The sequence below is a fragment of the Kribbella sp. NPDC051936 genome (genome assembly GCF_040680955.1).
Taxonomy (GTDB): Bacteria; Actinomycetota; Actinomycetes; order Propionibacteriales; family Kribbellaceae; genus Kribbella.
Genome location: NZ_JBFAXS010000012.1, coordinates 180057 through 196417 on the forward strand (window position 1 = coordinate 180057; position 16361 = coordinate 196417).

Annotated in this window: 15 protein-coding genes; 5 read left to right on the forward strand and 10 right to left on the reverse strand. The window is 69.4% G+C overall.

Translation table 11 applies throughout. The features are described 5' to 3' along the window. Positions 1-5 precede the first annotated feature (5 nt). The 3 genes from AB0L64_RS36850 to AB0L64_RS36860 are packed head-to-tail and all read right to left on the reverse strand — an operon-like array spanning position 6 to position 3002. The gene (locus tag AB0L64_RS36850; RefSeq protein WP_363717612.1) at positions 6-899 is read right to left on the reverse strand and encodes an ABC transporter ATP-binding protein; all 894 of its coding nucleotides are present in this window, start codon (positions 897-899) and stop codon (positions 6-8) included. Between the two features lies 1 nt (position 900). Further along, positions 901-1938 (reverse strand): iron chelate uptake ABC transporter family permease subunit, encoded by a 1038-nt coding sequence (locus tag AB0L64_RS36855; RefSeq protein ID WP_363717613.1) that lies wholly within the window; start codon positions 1936-1938, stop codon positions 901-903. After that, positions 1935-3002 carry an iron chelate uptake ABC transporter family permease subunit gene (locus tag AB0L64_RS36860; protein ID WP_363717614.1) on the reverse strand — a complete coding sequence of 356 codons (1068 nt, stop codon included), beginning with the start codon at positions 3000-3002 and terminating at the stop codon, positions 1935-1937. The genes AB0L64_RS36855 and AB0L64_RS36860 overlap by 4 nt, the downstream gene beginning before the upstream one ends. Before the next feature lie 113 nt (positions 3003-3115). On the opposite strand from AB0L64_RS36860, the gene AB0L64_RS36865 reads away from it, so the two are divergent. Then, positions 3116-3922 carry a siderophore-interacting protein gene (locus tag AB0L64_RS36865; RefSeq protein ID WP_363717615.1) on the forward strand — a complete coding sequence of 269 codons (807 nt, stop codon included), beginning with the start codon at positions 3116-3118 and terminating at the stop codon, positions 3920-3922. Positions 3923-4007: 85 nt separating this feature from the next. Here the strand turns inward: AB0L64_RS36865 and AB0L64_RS36870 are convergent, their stop codons facing one another. The 3 genes from AB0L64_RS36870 to AB0L64_RS36880 all read right to left on the reverse strand — a co-directional run bounded on the left by AB0L64_RS36870 (position 4008) and on the right by AB0L64_RS36880 (position 6355). After that, on the reverse strand, positions 4008-5195 hold the full coding sequence (locus tag AB0L64_RS36870) for an alginate lyase family protein (RefSeq protein ID WP_363717616.1): 1188 nt from the start codon (positions 5193-5195) through the stop codon (positions 4008-4010). A 159-nt stretch (positions 5196-5354) separates the two neighbouring features. Next, positions 5355-5762, reverse strand: coding sequence for a PPOX class F420-dependent oxidoreductase (locus tag AB0L64_RS36875; protein WP_355695258.1), 408 nt, complete (start codon positions 5760-5762; stop codon positions 5355-5357). 8 nt (positions 5763-5770) lie between these two features. After that, entirely contained in the window at positions 5771-6355 is a 585-nt protein-coding gene (locus AB0L64_RS36880) for a TetR/AcrR family transcriptional regulator (RefSeq protein ID WP_363717617.1), read from the reverse strand. Positions 6356-6443: 88 nt separating this feature from the next. On the opposite strand from AB0L64_RS36880, the gene AB0L64_RS36885 reads away from it, so the two are divergent. The 3 genes from AB0L64_RS36885 (at position 6444) to AB0L64_RS36895 (ending at position 11292) form a co-directional block, all read left to right on the forward strand. Beyond that, positions 6444-7145, forward strand: coding sequence for an SDR family oxidoreductase (locus AB0L64_RS36885; RefSeq protein ID WP_363717618.1), 702 nt, complete (start codon positions 6444-6446; stop codon positions 7143-7145). A 370-nt stretch (positions 7146-7515) separates the two neighbouring features. Continuing rightward, a complete protein-coding gene (locus AB0L64_RS36890) occupies positions 7516-9411 on the forward strand; it encodes a sialate O-acetylesterase (protein ID WP_363717620.1) in 1896 nt (631 codons plus the stop codon). A gap of 30 nt (positions 9412-9441) precedes the next feature. Continuing rightward, on the forward strand, positions 9442-11292 hold the full coding sequence (locus AB0L64_RS36895) for a protein kinase (RefSeq protein WP_363717621.1): 1851 nt from the start codon (positions 9442-9444) through the stop codon (positions 11290-11292). A gap of 24 nt (positions 11293-11316) precedes the next feature. Here AB0L64_RS36895 and AB0L64_RS36900 read toward each other — a convergent pair whose 3' ends face one another. Further along, positions 11317-12597, reverse strand: coding sequence for an adenylosuccinate synthase (locus AB0L64_RS36900; RefSeq protein WP_355695268.1), 1281 nt, complete (start codon positions 12595-12597; stop codon positions 11317-11319). 296 nt (positions 12598-12893) lie between these two features. Continuing rightward, the gene (locus tag AB0L64_RS36905; RefSeq protein ID WP_363717622.1) at positions 12894-13379 is read right to left on the reverse strand and encodes a VOC family protein; all 486 of its coding nucleotides are present in this window, start codon (positions 13377-13379) and stop codon (positions 12894-12896) included. Positions 13380-13436: 57 nt separating this feature from the next. On the opposite strand from AB0L64_RS36905, the gene AB0L64_RS36910 reads away from it, so the two are divergent. Next, entirely contained in the window at positions 13437-14255 is an 819-nt protein-coding gene (locus AB0L64_RS36910; protein ID WP_363717623.1) for a helix-turn-helix transcriptional regulator, read from the forward strand. Here the strand turns inward: AB0L64_RS36910 and AB0L64_RS36915 are convergent. Beyond that, complete coding sequence (locus AB0L64_RS36915) at positions 14242-15447, reverse strand: MFS transporter (RefSeq protein WP_363717624.1); 1206 nt, start codon at positions 15445-15447, stop codon at positions 14242-14244. The genes AB0L64_RS36910 and AB0L64_RS36915 overlap by 14 nt on opposite strands. Positions 15448-15600: 153 nt before the next feature. Continuing rightward, positions 15601-16347 carry a 2-phosphosulfolactate phosphatase gene (locus AB0L64_RS36920; protein ID WP_363717625.1) on the reverse strand — a complete coding sequence of 249 codons (747 nt, stop codon included), beginning with the start codon at positions 16345-16347 and terminating at the stop codon, positions 15601-15603. Positions 16348-16361 lie beyond the last annotated feature (14 nt).

Here is a 16361-nt window from a genome sequence, read left to right on the forward strand (position 1 = left end):
CGGCGCTAGCGGTCGATGGGCCGGCAGACGCCGTTGGCCGCGGCACTGGCTGCCAGCGCCGCGGCTGCCGGACTGGCCGCCGCGGTGTCCTGGACGGACCGGTGCCGGCCGATCGGCACCACCATCGGCGTACCGGCGACCGGATCGGGCACGACCTTCGCGGCCAGCCCGAACACGTCCTGCACCACGTCCTCGGTGATCACCCGCGACGGGTTGCCCTCGGCAACGATCGCGCCGTCCTTCATCGCGATCAGGTGATCGCCGAACCGGCAGGCCTGGTTCAGGTCGTGCAGCACCAGCACGATGGTGCGGTGCTGCGACCGGTTCAGGTCGACCAGCAGGTCGAGCACCTCGAACTGGTGCGTCAGGTCGAGGAACGTCGTCGGCTCGTCGAGCAGCAGGATGTCGGTCTCCTGCGCGAGCGCCATCGCGATCCACACCCGCTGCCGCTGCCCGCCGGACAGCTCGTCGATCGGCCGGTCCGCGATCGACAGCACGTCGGTCGACGTCATCGCGGCCGCGACCGCCTCGTCGTCGGAGCGCGACCACTGCCGGATCCACCGGGTCCGCGGGTACCGCCCGCGGCCGACCAGGTCCGCGACCGTGATCCCCTCCGGCGCGGTCGGCGACTGCGGCAGCAGGCCGAGCTTGGTCGCCACCTCCCGGGTCGGGATCTGCTGGATGCTCTTCCCGTCGAGCAGCACCGTCCCGCGCGAGGGTTTCAGCAGCCGCGCCAGCGTCTTCAGCAGCGTCGACTTGCCGCACGCGTTGGCGCCGACGATGACCGTGATCTTCCCGGTCGGGATCCGCACCGACAGGTCGTGGATGATCTCCCGCTGGTCGTAGCCGACCGCAAGACCGTCGGCGGCCAAGCTGTGCTCCACGGACTTCTCCTCCATCTCAGCCACCACTCCCGACTCGGTTCGCCCGCGCCAGCAGGAACATCAGGTACGGCGCACCCACCACACCCGTCACCACACCGACCGGCAGCTGGGTGTCTCCGAACGCGTGCTGTGCGACCAGGTCCGACAGGCCGACCACCAGCGCGCCGAGCAGACCGGACGCGATCATCGCCGGCCCCGGCGACCGGGTCAGCCGCCGCGCGATCGGCGGCGCGACGAACGCCACGAACCCGATCGGCCCGGCCGCCGCCGTCGCCACCGCGGCCAGCAGGACGGCGACCACGATCAGCCCGAGCCGCGCCCCCTCCACCCGCAGGCCCAGCCCGTACGCCGTCTCGTCCCCGAGCTGCAGGATCCGCAACTGCCGGACCAACAGCACCATCACCGGCAGCAGGACGACGAACGTGACCGCCAGCGACCGTACGTTCGACCAGTCCCGCCCGTTCAGGCTCCCGGTCAGCCAGATCAGCGCCTGCTGCGCGATCTCCACCCGGGCCTTGGTCAGCAGGTACGACGTGATGCTGGTGGCGATCGCGCCGATGCCGATCCCGATCAGGATCAGCCGGTAACTCGACACCCCGTGCCGCCACGCCAGCACGTACATGATGAAGGCGGTCAGCACGGCGCCGACGATCGCGAACGCCGACACCGCGACCCCGGTGAGCCCCAGCGTGACGATCGCGAACACCGCGAACGCGCTCGCGCCGTACGTCACGCCGATGATGTCGGGACTCGCCAGCGGGTTCCGCGCGATGCTCTGGAAGATCGCGCCGGACAGGCCCAGCGCCGTACCGACCAGCAGACCGGTCAGGGCCCTGGGCAGCCGCAGCCGGTTGACGATGAACTCGGTCGCCCGGTCGCCGCCGCCGAACAGCGTCTTCACCACGTCGACCACCGGGATCTTGAAGTCACCCAGCGACAGCGAGACGCAGAACGTCGCGAACACCACGACCGCCAGGACGGCGATGACGACCAGTGAGCGGGTCTGCCGAGCGGACCGCGCCCGGGCGATGACGTGAACCGCTTCGGCCGTCACAGGTCGGCCAGCTTCCGCCGGCGGACCAGCGCGATGAAGAACGGGGCACCGAGGACCGCGGTCACGATGCCGACCTGCAACTCGCCGGGCAGTGCGACGACCCGGCCGATCACATCGGAGCCGAGCAGCAGGATCGGAGCGAGCAGGGCCGAGTACGGCAGGATCCAGCGGTAGTCCGGCCCGGTCACGAGCCGCGCCACGTGCGGGATGGTCAGCCCGATGAACCCGATCGGTCCGGCCGCCGCGGTCGCAGCGCCACACAGCAGGACGACGACCACCGCGACGAACGCGCGGGCCAGTCCTACCCGCTGACCGAGTGACTTGGCCACGTCGTCCCCCAGCGACAACGCGTTCAGGACCCGCCCGCAGAACAGCGCCAGCACGATCCCGATCAGGATGAACGGCGCCACCTGGGCCGCGATGTCGGAGCCGCGGCCGGCGAACGACCCCACCGACCAGAACCGGAACTGGTCGAACGTGTCGACGTCCCCGATCAGCAACGCCGTCGTCAGCGACCCGAGCATCGCGGTCAGCGCCGCACCGGCGAGCGCGAGCTTCACCGGCGTCGCACCCTCCCGGCCGAGCGATCCGAGCAGGTACACCGCGACCGACGCCGCGGCCGCGCCGAGGAAGGCGAGCCAGACGTACGACGTCAGCGTCGACAACCCGAACCAGTAGATGCCCCCGACAACGAACAACGCGGCGCCGCCGTTGACGCCGAGGATGCCCGGATCGGCCAGCGGGTTCCGCGTCACGCCCTGCATCAACGCCCCGGACAGGCCGAGGGCGGCACCGACCATGAGACCGATCAGCGTCCGCGGGACCCGCAGCGACCGCACGATCACCTGGTCGGTGTCGGCCTCGTTGTAGTGGCGCAGCGCGTCGATGACCGTGGACAGCGGGATCTGCTTGGAGCCGATCGCGACGCTGAGCAGCGACACCAGGACCAGGAGTGCGACGCAGCCGGCCAGCCCGAGGACCAGCGTGGTCCGCCGGGCCCGGCGCGGGCGTGACGGCGCAGCGGTCTCCGGGCCGGCGTCGACCGTGGCAGAGGGCGGGGGCATTGGACTTTCGGAATCCTCTTAGGTAAGGCTAACCTCTAGACGCCTCAGAATAACCCGGCCGTCCACGGGTCCGCATCCGAGGTCCCCCTGCCAAGTTTATGGAGAAACCAGGCATGACGACTGTGCTCGAGCGGCCGATCGTGTTCGACTCGCTCCTGGCCACCGTGGCGGCCGTTGACGACCTGAGCCCGCACCTGCGCCGCGTGACGTTCGTCGCACCGCGGATCGCGGAGGCAGTCACAGCCGGCCCGGACCAGCGCATCAAGGTCCTGCTGTCTCCTCCCGACGGCAGCGCGATCAAGCTGCCGTCCGGACCCGAGTGGTACGCCGAGTGGTGCGCCCAGCCGGTCGACGAGCGTTTCATCATGCGGACCTATACCGTGCGGGCCCTCCGGCCAGAGGTGGCAGAGCTGGACGTCGAGTTCGTGCTGCACGGAGTGAACGGCCCCGCTTCGGCCTGGGTCAGTGAGGCCGAGCTGGGTGACCAGGTTGGCCTGTTGCTGCCGTTCGCGGTCGACAAAACCAGCACGAAGGGTCTGCTGCACTCCGGCGTCGACTACGTCCCACCGGCGACCAGCGTGCGCCGGGTCCTGGTCGCGGACGAGACTGCGCTGCCTGCGGTGGCGGGCATCCTCGAGGAACTCCCCGCTGGGATCCAGGCGACGGTGTTCATCGCCGTACCGGATGCTGCGGACATCCGCCCGCTGGCCGGCTCGGCCGACGTCACCTGGGTGACCGACGGCTCGCTGGTGGACGCGGTGAAGTCAGCAGCGCTGCCGTTCGACGTCGACTACGCATGGGTCGCCGGTGAGTCCTCGATGATCAAGGAGGTACGCCGGCACCTCGTGAACGCGATCGGGATGCCGAAGAGCGCTATCTCGTTCCAGGGCTACTGGAAGCGCGGCGAAGCGCACTGCTGAAGGCATCCGGGAGAGCCGGAGGGCAGTGTTGAATTTCTTCCCCACCCCACCGCCCCGGTCGTGTCCGACCCTCCCGGAAGACTTGCTAGGACGGGTTCTCCGCGTGGGTCAGTGTCTCCCACGCGACGAACAGGTTGTTGGAGCCGGCCGGACGGCGGGACTCGGTCAGCGCCTGGGTGTTCGTCATCGCGATGCCTAGACGAGTGTGCAGCGCGTTGTAGCCAACCTCGGTGATCGGACCGAGGCCGCGGTGCAGTGTCCCGTTGCACAGCCACGACGGCACCGGCTCCAGGTTGCGCTCCCACTTGGACTGGAAGCCGAGGGCCTGTCGCAGCCGCTCGCCGAACTCCGGGTACATGTCGATGCCCTGGATCCGCGCTGTCTCCAGCACGTGCGAGATCGACGAGATGCCGTAGCCGGTGTGGGTGAAGTCGCGGCAGGTCTCCTGAGTCAGCCCTGTCACGAACGTGCCCTGACCCTGCCAGTAGCTGACGATCTTGTCGCGAGTGTTGAGGTTCTGGCTCGGCACCGTCTTCGGCAACGCGCCGTCGGACTCCAGGTAGACGTACGCCGGGACGCGCAGCCGGTACAGCGCGATCGCCTTGTCGTAGATCGCCTTGTCCTCGAGGAACACCCCGATGCCTTGCAGGGCCTCGGTCATGCTCAGCTCCCAGTTCCCGTTGGAGTTCGAGCCGTTGATGATCTCCGGGACGTACACGTTGCGGAGCATGGTGGCGAACCGGCCGGCGTTCGGCCAGTTGCCGTACACGTGCTTGATGATCTCCGCGGCCTTCGGCCACGACGACGCCGACCACGCGGTCTGCAGCGGCGCGTTGCTGTTGGTGTGGTCCTGGATGGTCGCGGACCACGCATCCATCAGCTGGATCGACTTCTGGGCGTACCGGTCGTCGCGGGTGATGTACCAGAGCAGCGCGTCGGTGTACGCCGCGATGGCGTCCTCACGCTCGTCGGTGCAGCCGTAGTTCGGGTTCGAGTACGGACCGCATTCCACGACCGCGCGGGGTTTCGGCGTCCGGGACAGGGACGCGTACGCGCTGTTCTTGGCCTGGTTGAAGGCGTCGGTCCACGGCTGCGCGCCGGCCTGCACCTTGGCGCGGACGAAGTCGAGCTGGGCCTGACTCGACCCGACACCCGGGTGCGTGAACACGGCCGGCGCGTCGACGGCTTGGGAGGAGGCGACAGCCGGAGTCGTGAGGGTCCCGGCAACCAGCGCGGCACAAGCCGCGGCCAGGACGAAGGGCATCTTTCGCATGGGCGGTGTCCTGTCTTCGGGGGCGGTAGGACAGCGGTTTCCACGGCAGTTTCACGACGCCCGGCAGCCGGGTCAAGACCCCGCCGGTACCGGAACTTCTTCTGGAACACGGAGTACTTTTGTCCCATTTCCCATGGAACAAAGGGCGTTCGTGTCCCGCTAATGCCCGAGCTGGCTGGTGATCCGGTCGACGATCACGCTCGTCGCGTACCGCGTCGTCCCCGGCGGCTCGACGTCCGACCAGCCGCCGGTGTACTTGCGGGCGACCGCCTGCTCCAGGGCCAGCTCCGGGTCCGGGACCAGGTCGTCGATCCGGCCGCGCAGCTCGACGTAGTACGTCGGCCGCGCCGGGTCGACGACCACCAGCGAGATCCGCGGATCGCGCCGCAGGTTCCGCAATTTCTGCCGCCCGTCGACGAGGCTGATGCGGACCCGTTCGCCGTCCCAGAGGAACCACAACGGCGTCACCTGCGGCTCACCGGACCGGCCGATCGTGCCCACCATCGCGACCGCTTTCGACGACAGCAGGTCGTGGAACACCGCCGGGATCTCTGCCGAACCGCTCACCTGTGCGCTCACCGGAACGCGAGTTCCGCGGCGTGCAGGCCGGCGGCCTCCAGGAGGGCGGCGGCGGTGACCGCGCCGATGCCGTTCAGCGGCTGGGCACGGACGACCGCGCGCGCGGCGGCGCCGTCGAAGATCATCGTGAGCTGGACCGCCAGCGTCGCCGGGTCCCCCGCGCCGGCCTTCACCAGCTCGCGGTGGAAGAAGTCGGTGAGCTGCTGCTTGAAGTGCCGCGCGACCACCGACCCCGGGTGCTCGGGGTTCTTCAGCTCCACCGCCGTACTCACGTACGGGCACCCGAGGTAATTGCCGCCAGCAACCATGTCGTCCTGCCGCTCGAACACGGCCAGAATCCGCTCCCGCGGCGACCGATCGTCCTCCGGCCCCGGCTGCAACAGCGCCTGGTACGCCGGTCCGCGGCTGGCCAGGCTCTCCGCGATCAGCTCGTCCTTCGACCGGAACAACTGGTACATCGACTTCTTCGACACCCCGGCGGCCTTGCACAGCGCATCCACGCCGATGTTGACGCCGTCGCGGTAGAAGAGTTCCCCCGCGGCGTCCAGCAGCCGCTCGCGGGGTGTCGCCGAAGTACTCATGCACTGAAGCGTACCGGCTCGATTTGAATTCGGAAACCGATCGGTTTACGGTGGCCGAAACAGATCGGTTTCCAGCTCAGGAGTTCTCATGACCACACTCGAAGGCGCCGTCGTCCTCGTCACCGGCGGGCAGCGCGGGATCGGCAAGGCGATCGTCGACGACCTGCTCACCCGTGGCGCGGCCAAGGTCTACGCGACCGCCCGAACCCCGCGGCCGAGCACCGACCCGCGGGTCGTGCCGCTGCCGCTCGAGGTCACCGACCAGGCCTCGATCGACGCGCTCGCCGCGGCCGCACCGGACGTCACGGTGCTGATCAACAACGCCGGCGCGAGCTCGCCGAACAGCTACCTCGATGCCTCGATCGAGGACGTCCGCGCGGTCTTCGACGCGAACTTCTTCGGCCCGCTGCAGCTCACCCGCGCGTTCGTCCCGATCATCGAGCGCAACGGCGGCGGCCACATCCTGAACGCGCACTCGGCCCTGTCGTGGGTCGCCCGGCACGGCGCGTACTCCGCGACAAAGGCCGCGTTCTGGCTGCAGACCAACGCGATCCGTCTCGAACTGCTGGACCGCGGCATCGGCGTGACCGGCCTGCACATGGGCTACGTCGACACCGACATGGTGACCGCCGTGACCGCACCGAAGTCGCGCCCCGAGGACATCGCCAAGCACGCGCTCGACGGCATCGAGTCCGGCGCGTTCGAGGTCCTCGCCGACGACACCGCCCGCGGCGCCAAGGCCGCCACGGCGCTGGACCTGACCGCCGTATATCCCGAGCTGGCCCGCTGACACGAAGACGTCGCGGTCGCGGGTGTACTCCATGACACCCGCGATGCCGGCCGCGACGTCGGCGCCGAGTTTGGGCGGCGCCGACGCGAGCCAGTGGCCGCGAAGGCGGTGTTCGCAAGGTTCCGGCCAGCCTCTCGGCGCACGGTTCGGACCGCTGAGCGCTTACCGCTCGCACTCGGGGTGACCGAGCAGCTACATCTGGTGGAGACACCCCCGCCGCCCCGGAGGTCCTCCCATGCGACGTGCTGCCGCTGTTGCCCTGCTCCCGCTGTTCGCCGGCCTCACTGTCACCGGCGCTACTTTCACTGGCGCTCCAACCCAAGCCGCAGCTGCCAGCGGCTGCGATGCGGCATCTGCAGGCTTCACACCGGTGCTGCAGCTCGATCTGCCCGAACGGGCCAACTACCTGAACACCACCCCGCCGTACAGCCTCGACCGGACCGCGGAGATCGGCACCGGCTTCGACCGCGTCGGGTACTGCCTGGAGCTGAACGGGCCGGACGGCCTGCAGTGGGTGTGGACCGCGATGGAACCATTCAGCGCCGACGCCCGGCGGATCGGTCTGCCGACCAGACCGGGCGAGATCGTGCGCCAGCGTGTCGGCGATCTCGACGTGAGCTCCAACGTGCCCGGCGTGACCCAGGGCACCGGCCAGTCGGGCTACCTGGAGATGTGGCCGAACCAGTACGCGAAGACGGCTGGCGCCCAGGTCGCCAACGGATCGGCCACGACGTACGACGCCGACGACAGCCCGACAACGCCGCTCGGCTACGGCTCGTTCCAGGTGTCGCAGGTAGGCGCGACGCGACCGTCGAGCGTGCCCGCGAAGCCGGTGTTCGCGATCAACACCTTCACCCAGTCGGACACCAGCCTGCTGTCGCTCGGCATCGGTGCGCGGCCGACAGCTGACCCGGACTGGACGTTCGCCGGCAACGCGGCGCAGTACACACAGCGCCGACTGACGGCGTACGTCCGCACGTCACTCGTCAGCCTCACGCAGGCTCCTCAGGACCGGCAGCTGGTACCGCGTGACGCCAACAATCGCGCGACTGTGCCCGTTGCCGGACGCATGACGGATCCGCGCGTCAAGAGCGTGCAGCTGACGGTGACCGGCAACGGCGAGACCGAGGTCTACACCTCCGCGTCCCGAGACTTCCGCTTCACCCCGCGGATCAAGGCTGGGCTGCGCGAGTACACGTTCGAGCTGAAGGCCCTTGGCCGGGTCGTCGCACGACGCGAAGGCATCGTCGCCGGTGACGTGTACGTCGTGCACGGGCAGTCCAACGCCGAGGCGTCGATGTACAACGGCGCCGCGAGCGGCGAGGAATCGCCGTACCTGCGGAGCTTCGGCAGCCCCGTCTCCGATCCGTCGATCTCGGCGGCAGACCGAGTCTGGAACTACGCGACCGGCGACGTGTCGCGGCAGTCCGGCTCGGTCGGGCAGTGGGCGATCCGGATGGGTCGGCAGCTCGTCGACAAGTACAAGGTTCCGATCGCACTGATCAACGGAGCGCACGGCGGGCAGCCGATCAGCTTCTTCCAGCGCAACGACGCGAACCCGGACGACATCACCACCAACTACGGCCGGCTTCGGCAGCGCCTGGTGGCCGCGGGCGTCATCGGCCACATCCGCGGCGTGCTCTGGTACCAGGGTGAGTCCGACAACGACAACGCGGCGGTGCACGTCAGCGGCTTCACGGCGCTCCTCCAGGACTGGCGCACCGACTTCGGCCCGATGCCGAAGTACTACGTCTACCAAGTGCGTACGTCGCCGTGCGGCAACTCGACGAGCACCAACCTGCGCGAGGCACAGCGCGAGATGGGTGACACCCTCGGCGTCACCGTGCTGTCGACCACGGGCCTGTCCGGTCACGACGGCTGCCACTACGCGTATGCCGGCGGGTATCGCGACATGGGCGACCACACGTACGCCGTCCTCGCGCGCGACCTGTACGGCGGGCCGTCGGCCGGTGTGGCTCCGCCGAACCCGCGCACTGTCACGGCCAGCGGCTCACAGCTGATCGTCCAGCTCCGGTCCACCGATCCGCTCAGTGTGGAGGACGGCGTCGCTGCTGACTTCCGGGTGGACGGCTCGGGGGTCACGGTGACCTCGGTCGCCTACCAGTCGGGTCAGCTGGTCCTCCAGTTGTCGGGTCCGCCAACCGGAGCGACCAGCCTCACCTACCAGGCCCATCTGCGCGCCGGACCGTGGATCACGAACGCCGTCGGCGCGGGTCTGCTGACCTTCACGCTGCCGATCACCTGATTGGTCTGATGCCGACGTACCGTAGATGGCATGTCAGTCACAGGGGGACCGCCTTCCACCAGCGAGGAGGAGGTGGAAGAGCGGGTCGGGCCTTACCGGTTGATCCGGCGGCTCGGACAGGGTGGCATGGGCGTCGTGTACCTCGCCGAGGGCGCCGAGCACCAAGAGGTCGCGCTGAAGGTCCTGCGGCCGCATGTTGCCCACGACCCGATCGCCCGCGCGCGGTTGCAGCGTGAGGCGACCACGCTGCAAAAGGTGAACCACCCCGGCGTGGCCGGCATCCTCGACCATGACCTGGAGGGTGAGCAGCCCTACCTGGTGACCCGCTTCGTCCCCGGCCGGCCGCTGGATGAACAGGTGGACGAGCGCGGGCCGCTGACGCCGCGCAAGTGGCTGCCGCTGGCCGGGTGCCTGGCCGAGTCGCTGCAGGCGATCCACGCGGTCGGGGTGATCCACCGCGACCTCAAGCCCGGCAACGTGATGATGTGCAACGGCAAGCCGGTGATGATCGACTTCGGCATCGCCCAGGCCGCCGACGACCTGCGACTCACCCAGACCGGTCTGGTGATCGGTACGCCGGGCTACCTGGCGCCTGAGCTCATCGAGGGCGAGATGGTGTCGGAGTCCGCCGACTGGTGGGGCTGGGCCGCCACGGTCGCGTTCGCCGCGACCGGGCGTCGCCCGTTCGGCAAGGGACCGTTCGAGGCCGTGCTGGCCCGGGTGCATTCCGGCCAGGCCGATCTGGACGGGCTGGACCCGCGGCTGAAGCCGTTGCTCGCCGCGGCGCTCTCACCGAACAAGGCCGACCGGCCGACGCAGCAAGAGGTCATGACCGGCCTCAACCGGTACGCCGAGGGACGCGACGCGCTCCCGCCGCATGAAACGCCGACCGTGGCCGCCGCAGCGCCGACCAGGCTGGTCACCAAGCTCATGCCGACGGAGGAGCCTGCGGCCGCGGTGCCGGCAGGGCCTACGCCGACCGAGGTGGCGCAGCTGGTTCCGCCGGTGATTCCGCCGCTGTCCGCGTTCACTCCGATCCGGGACAAGATCCGGGACGCCGCCGCGAAGAAGCCTGTCGCGGAGGCGCCGCCTGTGCAGCCGTACGGTCCGGCTTCTTATGTGCCCGCGCCGTACCAAGCTGGTGCGCCCTACCAGCAGCCGGTGCAGCCTTCTCAGCCTGCGCATCCGGTGCCGGTGCAGCCCGCGCATCCGGAGAAGCCCGTCAAGGCTCCGCCGACCGGTCGCCGTACGGCGGTCATCGTCGGCTTCATGCTCGCGCTGACCGGGCTCGTCGCTCTGACGCCAGGACTCGGCACGGTCGTCGCGATCCTGTTGCTGGTGCTGGCCCGGACGGTCGACCGCTCGAGCACGGCGCTGATGCGGCGCCGTCAGGTCCGTGGCCGGTCCGGACGGTCGGACGGTGTGGTCGCGTTTGCCGCCAGCCCGCTGCAGCTCGCCATCGCAGCCCTGATCACACTGCCCTGCTTGATCCTCCCGCTGCTGACAGCGGCGGTTGTCGGCGGCATCGTCACCGGCGTCGCCGCCTCGACGTACGGGCTCGACTGGGAGCCGCTGTCCGCAGTCGGGTTCGGCAGCGCGGCCCTGACCGCACTGTTCTGCTGCTGGTGGGGGCCGGGCGGCAGCTCGTTGCGCCGCGGCGCTCACATCACGGCACGCAACATCTTCCGGCGGCACTGGCTGTCCGCACTCGTCGCCGTCGTCCTGCTGGCCATCGGCGGCCTCACGTTCTACCAGGCGGCACAGGGCGCCGGCGCCGACTGGGCGCGTTCGCCGATCCAGACGCCGAACATCGAACGTCCGACCTTCGGAGACCTGCGGAACGCCCCGTTCATCCGGGACCTCCCCATCATCGGCAACTGACGACGGGGAGGCCTTCGGCTCGTCTCAGAGCTGGATGATCTGGCTGCGCTCCGGGCCCACGCCGATGGCGGAGATCCGGGCGCCGCTGAGCGACTCGACGGCGCGGACGTACGTCTGCGCCTCCTTGGGCAGCTCGTCGAACGTGCGGCAGCCCGAGATGTCGTCCGACCAGCCGTCGAACTCCTCGTAGATCGGCGTCGCGTGGTGGAAGTCGGTCTGAGTCATCGGCATCTCGTCGTGCCGGACGCCGTTCACGTCGTACGCGACGCAGACCGGGATCCGCTCGCGGCCGGTCAGGGTGTCCACCTTGGTGAGGACGAAGTCGGACACGCCGTTCACGCGCGCGGCGTACCGGGCGATGACCGAGTCGTACCACCCGCAGCGGCGCGGGCGACCGGTGGTGACACCGAACTCGCCGCCCTGGGTCCGCAGCCACTCACCGTCGGCGTCCAGCAGCTCGGTCGGGAACGGACCCTCGCCGACCCGTGTTGTGTACGCCTTCACGACCGCGATCACGCGGTCGATCCGGGTCGGCGGGATGCCGGTGCCGGTGCAGGCGCCGGCGGAGATCGCGTTCGAGGAGGTGACGAACGGGTACGTGCCGTGGTCGACGTCGAGCAGCGTGGCCTGACCCGCCTCCATCAGCACGGTCTTGCCGTCGTCGAGAGCCTTGTTCAGCAGCAGGCTGGTGTCGGCGACCATCGGCTTCAGGCGGTCGGCGTACCCGAGCAGCTCGTCGAGGACCTCGCGGATCTCTACCGCGCGCCGGTTGTACACCTTCACCAGCAGCTGGTTCTTCTGCTCCAGCGCGCCGGTGACCTTCTGCTCGAGGATCTTCTCGTCGTACAGGTCCTGGATCCGGATGCCGATCCGGTTCATCTTGTCGGCGTACGTCGGGCCGATGCCGCGGCCCGTCGTCCCGATCCGGCGGCTGCCCAGGAAGCGCTCGGTGACCTTGTCGAGCGTCCGGTTGTACGGCGGGATCACGTGCGCGCTCGCGCTCACCACCAGGCGCGACGTGTCCAGCCCGCGCGCCTGCAGCGCCTCGAGCTCCTCGAACAGCACGCCGAGGTCGACCACGACCCCGTTGCCGATCACCGGGGTCACACCCGGTGTCAGGATGCCGCTCGGAAGCAGGTGCAGCGCGTACTTCTCGGACCCGATCACCACCGTGTGCCCGGCGTTGTTGCCGCCGTTGAACTTGACCACGTAGTCGATGACCTCGCCCGTGTTACCGAGCAGATCGGTCGCTTTACCCTTGCCCTCATCGCCCCACTGGGCGCCGACGAGCACGATTGCGGGCATCTCAGCCCTCCTCTTTCACGCGCCGGCCTCACACCCCGTGGCGGCCCGCGCTGGAAACGGTGAAGCCCGGAGACGTTCACCGGACATTCATCCGGCGACGCATCCAGGCTCTTGCGACCAAAGCCTACCGGACACCGGCGCACTCGTTTCGGGCCTGTCCACAATTCTTAAGCGATCGTTTGAAGTCTCTGTTTCATCAGGTGACGGGTTGCCAATTTGCGTGATCGCGTGCACACTCTTAGTCAGCGGCCCGCCGAAACTGCCGCAGGGGACGGTTCCGGCGGGCCGCTTCCTCTTTACTCGAGGCCCTCCGGGCTCGACGCCAGCCACTCCTTCACCCGCCGGTCAGCCTCTTCGCGCGAGACGTCCTCGACCTTCGTCAGGATCGCCCACCGGTGCCCGAACGGGTCGATCACGGTGCCGAACCGGTCACCGGTCATGAAGGTCTGCACCGGCTCGACCGACGTGGCGCCCGCCTCGATCGCCTTCGCGTACGTCGCGTCCACGTCCGGCACGTAGTGCACCAGCGACGAGTGCACCCACTCGCCGTTCGGCGCCCGCAGCCCGATCTGCGGCATCTGGTCGCTGAGCTGCAGCATCGAGTTCCCGAACTTGAGCTCGGCCTGTCCGACCCGCCCGTCCGGCATGTCCTGCCGGCTGACCACCTCGGCCCCGAACACCTCACGGTAGAACTCGATCGCCTTCGGCCCGTCCGGCACCGCGAGGTACGGGGTCAGCGAGTGATAACCGTCGGGGATGGGGTTTACCGTGTTCGTCGTCATGACACACAGTCAATCCGCTGCCCGCCGAACGGTCTTGGAAGAAAGCGACAGCCCCTTGTGACCCAGCCATCCGACAGCGAGAAGGGCATCCTGCATCCGCGGGAGCAGGCCCGGCACCGCTCGCTCAGCCGGCTCGCGCCAGGGCCCGAGGCCGGGCGCTTCGTGGAGTGGTACTGGATCGTCGAGTGGGAACTGGACGAGCCGTACACGGCCGAGGTGCTGCCGTTCCCGAGTGTGAACGTGACGTTCGAGCAGCCGGGTGGCGCGTTCGTGCACGGCGTCTGCACCCGCAAGTTCGAGCGGGAGCTGCGCGGGCGGGGGCGCGCGTTCGGTGTGAAGTTCTGGGCCGGCGGCTTCGGCGCGATCACAGGGCTGGACGTCGGCTCGTTCCGCGACGAGGTGCTGCCGCTGACCGCGGTGTTCCCGGACGGCGACCGGCTCGCGGACCTGATGTTCGAGGCCGAGTCCGATGTCCGGCGGCGTGCGGTGTTCGAGGCGTTCCTGCGTGATCACCTGGCGCCGCCGGATCCGTCGTACGAGCTGGTCCGGGAGATCGTCACCACGATGGCCGCGGATCGCACGCTGGCCCGCGTGGACGAGATCACCGAGCGCTTCGGCGTACCGATCCGCACGCTGCAGCGGCTGTTCCGCCGGTACGTCGGTGTCGGCCCGAAATGGGTGCTCCGGCGCTACCGGCTGCACGACGGCGCGGAGCTGCTGGCCCAGGGCGAGGTCGCCGAGCTCGCGGAGCTGTCCGCGTCGCTCGGCTACTTCGACCAGGCCCACTTCTCCAACGAGTTCAAACAGCAGATCGGGCTCACGCCGGCCGAGTACGCATCGCGTGCCGCGGCCGAGCGGCAGATCACCTATCGCTGAACTTCACCGCGAGCGCCATCATCGTTGCGGTCAGCGCCGCACCCAGTGCCACGGCGAAGCCGTACTGCGCGCTGTGGCCGTCGACGACCCAGCCCGCGAGTGCGGAGCCCAGCGCGATGCCTGCTGCCCCGCCCGAGTTCAGCCAGGTGAAGGCCTGGGTCAGGACAGCGGAGTCGACGGTGGACTCGGTCAGCACCGCCGACACCGTCTGGAACGGCGCGATCGCGAGGCCCGGGAGCGCCAGCGCGACAGCAGTCATCAGCGGACCGTGCGCCGCGATCAAGGGCAGGCAGCTGAGCGACAGCCAGACGAAGGCGATAACGAACTGCGTCTCCGGAGCGATCCGCCAACGTCTGGCGCCGTACACGAGTCCGGCGAAGAGGCTCACCAGGCTGGTGATGCTGTAGAGCGGCCCGGCCAGGCCCGGCGTACCTCGCGAGACCGCGAACGCCGTGACCGAGACCTGCATGCTGCCGAAGAACAGTCCGATGCCGATGTTCGTACCCACCAGGCCTACGAAGCGCTTGTGCAGCAGGCGTTTCGAGCTGCTGTGCCCACCACGTGCGGTCGGCGGTGGCGCCGTACCGCGTTGTGCTGCGAGCAGGAAGCCGCCTGCCAACAGCAGACCGGCCGCGAGGGTAGAACCGGTCGCCGGACCAGAGGACGAGCTCACCAGGCCGATCAGCACCGGGCCGACCATGAAGGCGACGCCGACGCTGAGCGACTCCAGTGCGAACGCCGTCGCCAGGAGTGGCGTGTCCCGGAGCGCATGCGACCACCGCGCCCCGGTTTGCGCACTGACCTGCGGTAGCGAACCGCCGGCCAGCACTCCAGCCGCGATCATGGCCGCGAGCGGTGCACCCGACAGTGTCAGGACGATCAGGAGCGCGACCGCCGCCGCGTGGGCGAGCAGCGTGACCGGCAACATGCGGGTCTGACCGAAACGATCGATGAGCCGGGCGACCTGCGGCCCGGCGACCGCCTCGGCGACGGCGAAGCCGCCGGTGACGCTACCGGCCGCGGCGTACGAGCCGGTCGATCCGTGGACCAGCCAGACGATGCCGAGACCGGTCATCGCGATCCCGATCCGGGCCGGGGCCGCTGCGAGATAGAACTTCCACGCGCCAGGAGTACGCAGTACCTCTGCGTAGGTGTTGGTGGGCGCGTCGATCCGTCCGGTGAGAGCCGGCACGGGTGACCTTCCGCTGCCCGATGGGGCGGGGACCCGACCGTGGGCGTCCAGCTGCTTCGGTCTGTCCGTCCGCCGAGAACCGTCCATGTTCGGCAAGAAGCGGGGACGCTCGCCGCCTGCCGGCACTGTCAACGGGCAGAAACCTCGAAAGCTTCAGGTTGACCGGAACAGTCTACCGTCCCGGAGCACCGGCACGCTGCGGCTCTCGTCGACCTCCGCCGCGACCGCGACGTCCTCCGGAAAGCCGTACTGCGCGAGCTCGCGGCCGCCGGCGCACTCGTGCAGCATCCGTGGCAGTTCGTCCGCGACCGCGTCGTACGCCGCTGCCGCCGCCCTCGCCTCCGGCGACAGGTCGTCGCGCTGCAGGGCGCTCAGGAAGCCACCCGCGCCCCAGAGGTCCTCTACCGCGGGCCTGAGCGAGCCGTCTTTCCAGCGCTCGCCCGCGGCGATCGCCACGACCTTCGCCGTCGGGCGCTCGGTGAGCTGCTTCGTCACCCACTCGGCGGCCGCGGTCCGATTACGCAGCGACACCGCGACCACCGTCGCGCCGGTGTCACTGAGCTGCTTCGAGATCGTCGACCCGTTCGGCGACGGGAGGACCAGCTTGGTGATTCCCGTCACGCGCCTGATCGACACCGGCGACAGGCTGACGTCGTCCGGCCCGGCCGCGGACCGCCCGACCGCGAGGGTCGCGTTGTTCTGCTCGGCGTACGCGACCGCCGTCTCGTCACGCCACCGGTACGGGTACACGTCGATGCCGAGATCGGCCGCCACCGTCACCGCTGTCGTGAACGACAGCACGTCGACGACCGCGACGATGTCCCCGGCAACGACCTCCGCTCCGACCGGTCCCCAGTCGAACCCGACGCCGAATCCGTCCTGTGCGTAAGGGCTGGTCACCCGGCAGATCATTC

Excerpts from the sequence above, each read along its gene's own strand:
- AB0L64_RS36850 (WP_363717612.1), bottom strand. The coding sequence starts at position 899 with ATGGAGGAGAAGTCCGTGGAGCACAGCTTGGCCGCCGACGGTCTTGCG.
- AB0L64_RS36860 (WP_363717614.1), bottom strand. The coding sequence starts at position 3,002 with ATGCCCCCGCCCTCTGCCACGGTCGACGCCGGCCCGGAGACCGCTGCG.
- AB0L64_RS36865 (WP_363717615.1), top strand. The coding sequence starts at position 3,116 with ATGACGACTGTGCTCGAGCGGCCGATCGTGTTCGACTCGCTCCTGGCC.
- AB0L64_RS36870 (WP_363717616.1), bottom strand. The coding sequence starts at position 5,195 with ATGCGAAAGATGCCCTTCGTCCTGGCCGCGGCTTGTGCCGCGCTGGTT.
- AB0L64_RS36880 (WP_363717617.1), bottom strand. The coding sequence starts at position 6,355 with ATGAGTACTTCGGCGACACCCCGCGAGCGGCTGCTGGACGCCGCGGGG.
- AB0L64_RS36885 (WP_363717618.1), top strand. The coding sequence starts at position 6,444 with ATGACCACACTCGAAGGCGCCGTCGTCCTCGTCACCGGCGGGCAGCGC.
- AB0L64_RS36895 (WP_363717621.1), top strand. The coding sequence starts at position 9,442 with ATGTCAGTCACAGGGGGACCGCCTTCCACCAGCGAGGAGGAGGTGGAA.
- AB0L64_RS36900 (WP_355695268.1), bottom strand. The coding sequence starts at position 12,597 with ATGCCCGCAATCGTGCTCGTCGGCGCCCAGTGGGGCGATGAGGGCAAG.
- AB0L64_RS36905 (WP_363717622.1), bottom strand. The coding sequence starts at position 13,379 with ATGACGACGAACACGGTAAACCCCATCCCCGACGGTTATCACTCGCTG.